Raw genomic sequence first — 7386 nt, 5'->3', positions numbered from 1 at the left:
GCTGCAGATCGCGGGCGTGCCCTTCGACGCCGACCGGCAGTTGGCGCGCAGCGATCCGGCCGGCGGCGCCTTCTCGGTCTTCCATCTGAGCGGCGACAGGATCGTGGCGGTGGAGGCGGTCAACGCCCCGGCCGACTTCATGGGCGGGCGGATGCTGATCGGGAAGGGGACGGCGGTGGACGACGCCCTGCTGGCCGATCCGACAGTGTCGATCAAGGCGGTCGCCAAGCCCCAGGTGTGACCTGCGTGTGACACCTGATCCGCAAGTGCGATTTAGTCGCAGGAGTCAGATTGTCGCACCCTGAAATGGTGCTAATGCGAGCCGGTCTCAATCAATGGCCGGTTCCTCCTCATGTCCGACACCCGCTCCGCCGCCCTCAAGGCGCTCCTGTTCGCGTCCAGCGCCGCCGGGATGCTGTGCGCCGCGCCCGCGATCGCGGCGACTGACGAGGCCGCGCCCGCCGATGGGGTGATCAGTCAGGACGCCACCAACCTGGGCACGGTGGACGTGCACGGCCATCGCGTGAAGCGCGAGCCGAAAGACCCGCAGTTCGTCACGCCTCTGGTCGATACGCCGCGCACCGTGACGGTGATCCCGCAGCAGATCATCGAACAGACGGCCGCCACCTCCTTGCAGGACATCCTGCGCACTTCGCCGGGCATCACCTTCGGCGCAGGCGAAGGCGGCCAGCCCCTGGCCGACCGGCCCTTCATCCGCGGTCAGGCCTCGGGCAACAACATCTTCGTCGACGGCATCCGCGACACCGGCGGCCAGCAGCGCGAGGTCTTCAACCTGGAGCAGGTCGAGGTCATCAAGGGCGCCGATTCCGTCTATTCGGGTCGCGGTTCGGGTGGCGGCAGCATCAACCTGGGCTCCAAGTCGCCGCGTCTGACCAACTTCGTCCACGGCTCGGCCGGGGTCGGCACGGACGACTATCTGCGTGGCACGGTGGACGCCAACTGGCAGGTTGGTCCGACCGCCGCCATGCGCCTGAACGTCATGGCCTCGCAGGGCGACGTGCCGGGCCGCAACGGAGCCGATTTCGACAAGTGGGGCGTCGGGGCTGCGGTCGCCGTGGGTCTGGGCGCGCCGACGACGCTGACGGCCAGCTACTACCATCTCGACAGCAATCAGACGCCCGACTACGGCGTCCCGCTCTACACCAAGCTGGGCGGGGCGAACGCGCCGCGTCCGGACGCCTCGGGCATCCTGGATGTGCCCTATGACAGCTTCTACGGCCTGAAGGCGCGCGACTATCTGAACAATACGGTCGACAGCCTGACGCTGGAGGTCGAGCATCTTTTCAGCGACACCCTGGCCCTGCGCAACGTCACCCGCTACGCGCAGACGCTGAACGACTATGTCGTCACCAACCCCGGCGACGGCGGCGCGGCTCAGCAGATCAACGGCGTCTGGTGGATGAAGCGGGGCCTGAAGTCGCGCTGGAACCCGGCCGAGACCCTGGCCAACGTCACCGACCTGCACGGCTCCTTCCTGACCGGCGCGATCAAGCATGACTTCGACGTCGGTCTGGAGCTGGTGCGCGAGAAGAACCGCAACGCCTCCTATACGGTCACGACCCTGACCGGCACGGCCTGCCCGGCGCCGTTGACGGGCTTGGACTGCACCCAGGTCTATGCGCCGAACCCGAACGACCCGTGGACGGGTACGATCACGCGCGGGCCGGAGACCTATTCGGACACGGATGCGCTGGGAGTTTACGCCTTTGATTCCATCAGCCTGGGCGAGCGGTGGAAGTTGAACCTGGGCCTGCGCTACGACCGTTATGACGTCGAAGGCACGGAGCTGCCGCGCGGCGCCGTCGAACCCGTCATGCGCGAGGCGGACTGGGACTTCGTCAACTATCAGGTGGGTCTGGTCTACAAGCCGACGGCGAGCAGCAGCGTCTACGCCTCCTTCTCGACCGCTTCGACGCCGCCCACGATCTCGGCGGGCGATCAGAACGGCGTCGGTGGCGTAGGCAGCGGCAACCTGGCCAGCACGGTGTTGGATCCGGAGCAGACCGAGAGCTTCGAAATCGGCGCCAAGGCCAATTTGTTCGACGACCGTCTGGCGCTCAGCGGCGCCCTGTTTCACCTGACGCGCAAGGACGCGGCCATCGAAGTGGCGCCGGGCCTGTTCGAGCAGGCGGGCGAGACCAGGGTGCAGGGCGTGGAGCTGGGCGTGTCGGGCAACATCACCGACAAGTGGCAGGTCTTCGGCGGCTACACCTGGATGGACTCCGAATTGGTGCGCGGCGCCTATAGCAGCGTCAACCTGGGCGATCCGCTGGCCAATACGCCCGAGCACAGCGCCAGCCTGTTCACCACCTACCGCGTCCTGCCGAAGCTGAGCCTGGGCGGCGGCGTCTATTACGTCTCCAAGTCCTGGGGCGGGAACCAGGGCGGGGCCGGCGGCGGCGCCAACCGCGTCTATGCGCCGGAATACACCCGCGTCGACCTGTTCGCCTCCTACGACATCAGCGACCGCGCCTCGCTGCAGCTGAACGTCCAGAACGCCGGGGATGAGGAGTACATCATCCGCACCAACGGCGTGCACCACGCCGACGTGGCCCCGGCGCGCCAGGCCATCCTGACGCTGAACGTCCGCTACTAAGAGGCTGCGTTTCGCGCCATCATGTCGGCCCCGTCGTTCGTTCGAGCGGCGGGGCCGATGCGTTTCCAGACGGTGAGAGAGCCATGCTGCTGCACATCCCCGAAGTCTTCACCAAGGCCGAGGTTAAGGCCCTGCGCCAGACGCTGGACGCCGGACCCTGGGCCGACGGCAACATGACCTCTGGCCATCAGTCGGCGACGGCCAAGCGCAATCAGCAACTGCCCGAGGACAGCGCCCAAGCGCGCGAGGTGTCGGCCCTGGTGGTCCAGGCGCTGAACGCCAATCCGATGTTCGTCTCGGCGGCCCTGCCGCACACGATCTTTCCGCCCCTGTTCAACCGTTATGAGGGCGGCGGCGAGTTCGGCACTCACGTCGACAACGCCATCCGCCAACGCGACGGCCACCGCATTCGCAGCGACCTGTCGGCCACCCTCTTCCTGTCCGAACCCGAGCACTATGACGGCGGCGAGCTGATCATTGAGGAGATGTACGGCGCCCAGTCGGTCAAGCTGCCGGCGGGCGATCTGGTCCTCTATCCGTCCAAGAGCCTGCACCGGGTGACGCCGGTCACCCGCGGCGCGCGCGTCTCCAGCTTCATGTGGCTGCAGAGTCTGATCCGCGACGACGCCGACCGCGAGACCCTGTTCCGCCTCGACGTGGCGATCCAGCGGGTCAATCTGGACAAGGGACCGAAGGACGCGGCGGTGATCGAGCTGACCGGCGTTTATCACAACCTGCTGCGGCGTTGGTCCGAGGTCTGACGCTCCCTCAGGCGTCGTCCAGCATGGCGGCGAAGGCGGGGGTCATGCGCTCGATCAGGCCGTCGGGCGTGCGTTCCGTGAAATGAGCGGCCAGGCCCAGGGCCTCGGCCAGTTCGGGCCCCTCGATCGGGCCCAGCACGGTCAACGCCGTGGCCAGGGCGTCGGCGCGCATGGCCGAGGCGTCGAAGACCGTGACCTGGGCCAGGCCGTTGTCGACGGGGCGCCCCGTCGCGCCGTCCAGGGTGTGCGAATAGAGCCGTCCTTCATGGGTGAAGGCGCGGCGCCCGTCGCCCGAAGTCGCCATGGCCAAGTCGACCAGAGCCGCCACCGTGCGCGGCGCGGGCGATTCGGCGACGGCCTCGATCTCGACCCACCAGGGTTGGGCGTCGGGCTTGACGCCGCGTCCCTTCAGCTCGCCCCCGATCTCGACCAGGTGCGAGGTCGCGCCCAGGGCGCTCAGCCGGTCCGAGACGCGATCGACCGCATGGCCCTTGGCGATGCCCGAGAAGTCCAGCTTCATGCCGCCGATCTGGATCGCCGCCTGGGCCTCGCGGTGCAGCCTCAGCTTCTGCCAGCCCGAGATGGCGCGAGCCGCCTCGACCTCTTCGTCGGACGGCAGGGGCAGCAGGACCGAGCGCGGTCCCGGCGGGCCGAAGCCCCACAGGTCGACCAGGGCGCCCAGGCTGGGATCGACCGCGCCGTTGACGTCGTCGGCCAGATCCAGCGCCTGGGTCAACAGGGCCCAGAAGTCGTCCGACAGAGCCCAGGTTCCGGCCGGGGCGGCGTTGAAACGGCAGATCTCGCTGTCGACCTCCCACGGGCTGAAGACGGCGACGATGCGGGCCAGTTCTTCCTCGATCGCCGTCGCGAAATCGCCCTGGGCGGCGCCCGGCGGCGGAACCAGCCGCACCAACCAGGTCGTGCCCATGGTCTCGCCCGACAGGGACCAGATCAGGTCGCTGGGCGGCCGTTCGGGCGCGCCGGTCATGGGCGGGATCAGAACGCGGTCGTCGCGTGGGCTGTCGTCCGGCCCTCCGATCAGGATCGGCGAGGGGGCGGAGGCGGATCGTTTCATGGGCGGCGCAACGGTCTGGCTGAAAGAGACGAAGGCCCCTTATGACCGGGATCGTTCAGCGGGTCACGGCGACGCGCACGGCGCGCAGTTCGGATGATCCCGTCCCGGAGGCCGTACTGGCCGCTCCCCAGCGGAAGGGCACGCGCACGGACTCGCGCCCGCCCATCTCGCGCGCCGCCTCGACGACCAGCGTGTACTGCCCGGCGGGCAGGTTGCGCAGGCGCGCGCCGGGCACGTTGACGGCATGGCGGCCGGGGGCCTTGGTCGGGCCGGAGATTCCGTCGGCGGGCATGGCCATGGCCCGGCCGCCCTTGCGCCACCAGGCGCGCAAATCCCTCAGCCAGTCTGTGCCGTCGCCCTGACTGTTGCGGCTGCCGGGGTGATACCAGACGGCCAGGGTCTGGACGGCGCTCTGATCCGGCTTTTCGATCCACACGGCGACATAGGGGCGGTGATAGGCGGCGCTGTTGATGCGCGGCAGCTCGATCCACACAGACAGGTCGGCGGCCAGGGCGGGCGCGGCGGCCGCTGAAAGACCCGCAGCGGTCAGGATCAGGGGAAGCGGACGCATGAGGCGGCTCCTCAATGGATGAAGAACAGGGCGAGCACGACGGGGATCAGCAGCCCCAGCCCGACCAGCGGCCAGGTCAGGGGCCGCCGCCAGGCGTGCAGCCACAACAGGCCCAGCCCCGTCAGGGTGAAGACGATGCAGGCGACGGCGAAGGCGTCGATGAACCAGAACCAGGCCGCGCCTGTGTTGCGGCCCTTGTGCAGGTCGTTGAGCCAGGCGACCCAGCCGCGCGTGGTCTTTTCGTGCAGGGCCTCGCCTGTCGCCCGGTCGATGGTCAGCCAGGCGTCCCCGCCGGGCATGGGCAGGGCGACATAGATTTCCTCGGCCGTCGTCTCGGTCGGCTTTCCGGCGATGCGGACGTCGAAGGCCGCGTCCGCCCAGCGCGCCACGGCGTCGGGCGCGGGATTGGTCGTCTCCTGAGGAAACTCGGCCAGCCGCGCCAGCAGAGGGGCGGGCAGGACGGCCGTCTGTTCGCGCACCACGGCCTCGGCCGGGATCTGGGCGGCGTGGTTCAAGGTGACGCCCGTCACGGCGAACAGCAGCAGGCCGATCATGCTGACCGCCGCCGAAATCCAGTGCCAGCTTTGCAACTGTCTCAACCAGAAGGCGCGCGCGGGCGGCCGTGCGGCCTTGGCCTTCGGCTGGGCGGCGGGCTTTGCGGAAGAGGCGGCGGCGTCGGTCACGCCCTGGCCTTGCCATGAAATGCAAATGACTTGCAACCGCGACTATCGGCGCCGCTGATCCGGTCAGGCGGCCTGAGCGGTTTGTTCGCGCGACAGGACCAGGCGGATGGCGTTCAGCAGGGCCTCAGGCTGGATCGGCTTCTGCGCCACCCCGTCCATTCCCGCCGCCAGATAGTCCGCCTCGTCCCGCGGGTCGGCGTTGGCCGTCAGCGCAAGTATCGGCAGGGCGGACGCGGGGCCGGGCAGGGCGCGGATGGCGCGGGTGGCGGCGACCCCGTCCATCACCGGCATCTTCACGTCCATCAGGATCAGGTCGAAGGGCGCCGTCGTCGCGCACTCGACCGCCTGACGACCGTTCTCGGCCGTTTCGTGGGTGCAGCCGAACAATTCCAGCACCTTGCCCGCCACAAAGCGATTGGCGGCGTTGTCGTCCACCACCAGGACGTGCAGGGTCGGGTGGGCGGTGGGATCGGCCATGGCGCCGTCGTTGCGGCGTCCATCGGCCTCGGCCAGCGGCAAGCGCAGCTCGAAGCGGAAGCGCGCCCCGCCCTGGGGTGATCGTTCGACCGCCAGGCGCCCGTCCATGCGGTCTATGATCTGGCGGCAGATGGCCAGACCCAGTCCCGCGCCCGCGCCCTGGCGGCCCGCTTCGCCGGTGTTGAAGGGTTCAAAGATGGCGCGCGCGGCGTCCTCGCTGACGCCGGGGCCGCTGTCGTCGACCGTCGCCGACAGACACACCTGTCCGTCCTCTAGCGCCGTGTCCACGCGCACCTCGACGGCGCCGCCTTCCGTGAACTTCAGGGCGTTGCCGATCAGATTGTTGAGCAGCTGCTTCAGCCGCATCTCGTCGCCGATGATCCAGCGCGCGGCGCGCAGATCTCCGTGGACGCGCAGGTCCAGCGCCTTCTCTTCGGCGCGGGGGCTCCATAGGGCCGACAGGTCCGCCGTCACCGCCTGAAGGTCCAGAGGAGCGGGCTCCAACGTCAGCATCCCGGCTTCGGCGCGGGACATGTCCAGCGCATCGGTCAGCAGGCGCAACAGGCTGTTTCCGGAGTCCAGGATGGTGCGGACATGGGGGCGCAGATCCTCCTGCGTCAGCTGGCGCTCCATCAAGGCGGCCACCCCCAGCACCCCGTTCAAAGGCGTGCGGATCTCATGGCTCATGACGGCCAGGAATTCGGACTTGGCCCGGCTGGAGGCGCGCGCCTCGGCCTCGGCGCGGACCAGGTTCTGGGCCAGCTCGGCCATGGCTTCGGCGCGGCGCTTGTGGATCGCTACCCCGGCCTGAAGCACGTGCAGCCCGGCGCCGACCCCGACATAGCGGCCGCGCGAGACGACGATGAACCCTTTCAGCAAGGCGCCCAGCCCCGCCGTATCCATCGAGGCGAACAGGATGTCGGCGGAGGCGTCGGCCTCGACGATCATGGGCGCCGGGTCCATCAGCGCCGAGACCGGGCGCCGGGCGTAAAGGGCGCGGCCGAACTCGGCGGCCAGCTTTAGGGTGAAGGCGTTGCGCTCGATCAGGCCGACGGGGCGTCCGTCAGCGTCGGCCACGGCGATGACCAGGGTCTCGGGTTCGGCCTCGAAACGGGCCAGGGCGTCGGCCCCCGGCGCGTCCGGCGCCATGGGCGCCGAGGCGTCCACGAAATCTCCGATTCTGGCCATTCCCAGCCGTCCCC

The 7386-nt window shown here is 69.1% G+C and carries 7 protein-coding genes; 3 read left to right on the top strand and 4 right to left on the bottom strand.

Going from position 1 to position 7386, the window contains the following annotated elements; translation table 11 throughout:
• The 3 genes from BDIM_RS13355 to BDIM_RS13345 form a co-directional block, all read left to right on the top strand.
• On the top strand, nucleotides 1-241 hold a 241-nt coding region (locus BDIM_RS13355), incomplete at its 5' end, for an oxidoreductase C-terminal domain-containing protein (RefSeq protein ID WP_040346187.1).
• Nucleotides 242-352: 111 nt separating this feature from the next.
• Nucleotides 353-2617, top strand: coding sequence for a TonB-dependent receptor (locus tag BDIM_RS13350; RefSeq protein WP_003166139.1), 2265 nt, complete (start codon nucleotides 353-355; stop codon nucleotides 2615-2617).
• Between the two features lie 83 nt (nucleotides 2618-2700).
• Nucleotides 2701-3378: a Fe2+-dependent dioxygenase gene (locus tag BDIM_RS13345; RefSeq protein WP_003166137.1), complete on the top strand. Its 678-nt coding sequence runs from the start codon at nucleotides 2701-2703 to the stop codon at nucleotides 3376-3378.
• Nucleotides 3379-3385: 7 nt separating this feature from the next.
• On the opposite strand, the gene BDIM_RS13340 is transcribed toward BDIM_RS13345, so the two are convergent.
• The 4 genes from BDIM_RS13340 to BDIM_RS13325 form a co-directional block, all read right to left on the bottom strand.
• Nucleotides 3386-4453 carry an FAD:protein FMN transferase gene (locus BDIM_RS13340; protein ID WP_003166136.1) on the bottom strand — a complete coding sequence of 356 codons (1068 nt, stop codon included), beginning with the start codon at nucleotides 4451-4453 and terminating at the stop codon, nucleotides 3386-3388.
• A 55-nt stretch (nucleotides 4454-4508) separates the two neighbouring features.
• On the bottom strand, nucleotides 4509-5024 hold the full coding sequence (locus BDIM_RS13335; RefSeq protein ID WP_003166135.1) for a DUF2271 domain-containing protein: 516 nt from the start codon (nucleotides 5022-5024) through the stop codon (nucleotides 4509-4511).
• Nucleotides 5025-5035: 11 nt separating this feature from the next.
• Nucleotides 5036-5707 carry a PepSY-associated TM helix domain-containing protein gene (locus BDIM_RS13330; RefSeq protein ID WP_040346185.1) on the bottom strand — a complete coding sequence of 224 codons (672 nt, stop codon included), beginning with the start codon at nucleotides 5705-5707 and terminating at the stop codon, nucleotides 5036-5038.
• Nucleotides 5708-5770: 63 nt separating this feature from the next.
• Nucleotides 5771-7372, bottom strand: a complete 1602-nt coding sequence (locus BDIM_RS13325; RefSeq protein ID WP_003166132.1) for an ATP-binding protein — start codon at nucleotides 7370-7372, stop codon at nucleotides 5771-5773.
• Between the last annotated feature and the right edge of the window lie 14 nt (nucleotides 7373-7386).

Origin of the sequence: Brevundimonas diminuta ATCC 11568 (assembly GCF_000204035.1) — a bacterium.
In the GTDB taxonomy this organism is placed as follows: Bacteria; Pseudomonadota; Alphaproteobacteria; order Caulobacterales; family Caulobacteraceae; genus Brevundimonas; species Brevundimonas diminuta.
This window is presented reverse-complemented; position numbering and strand designations above follow the sequence as displayed.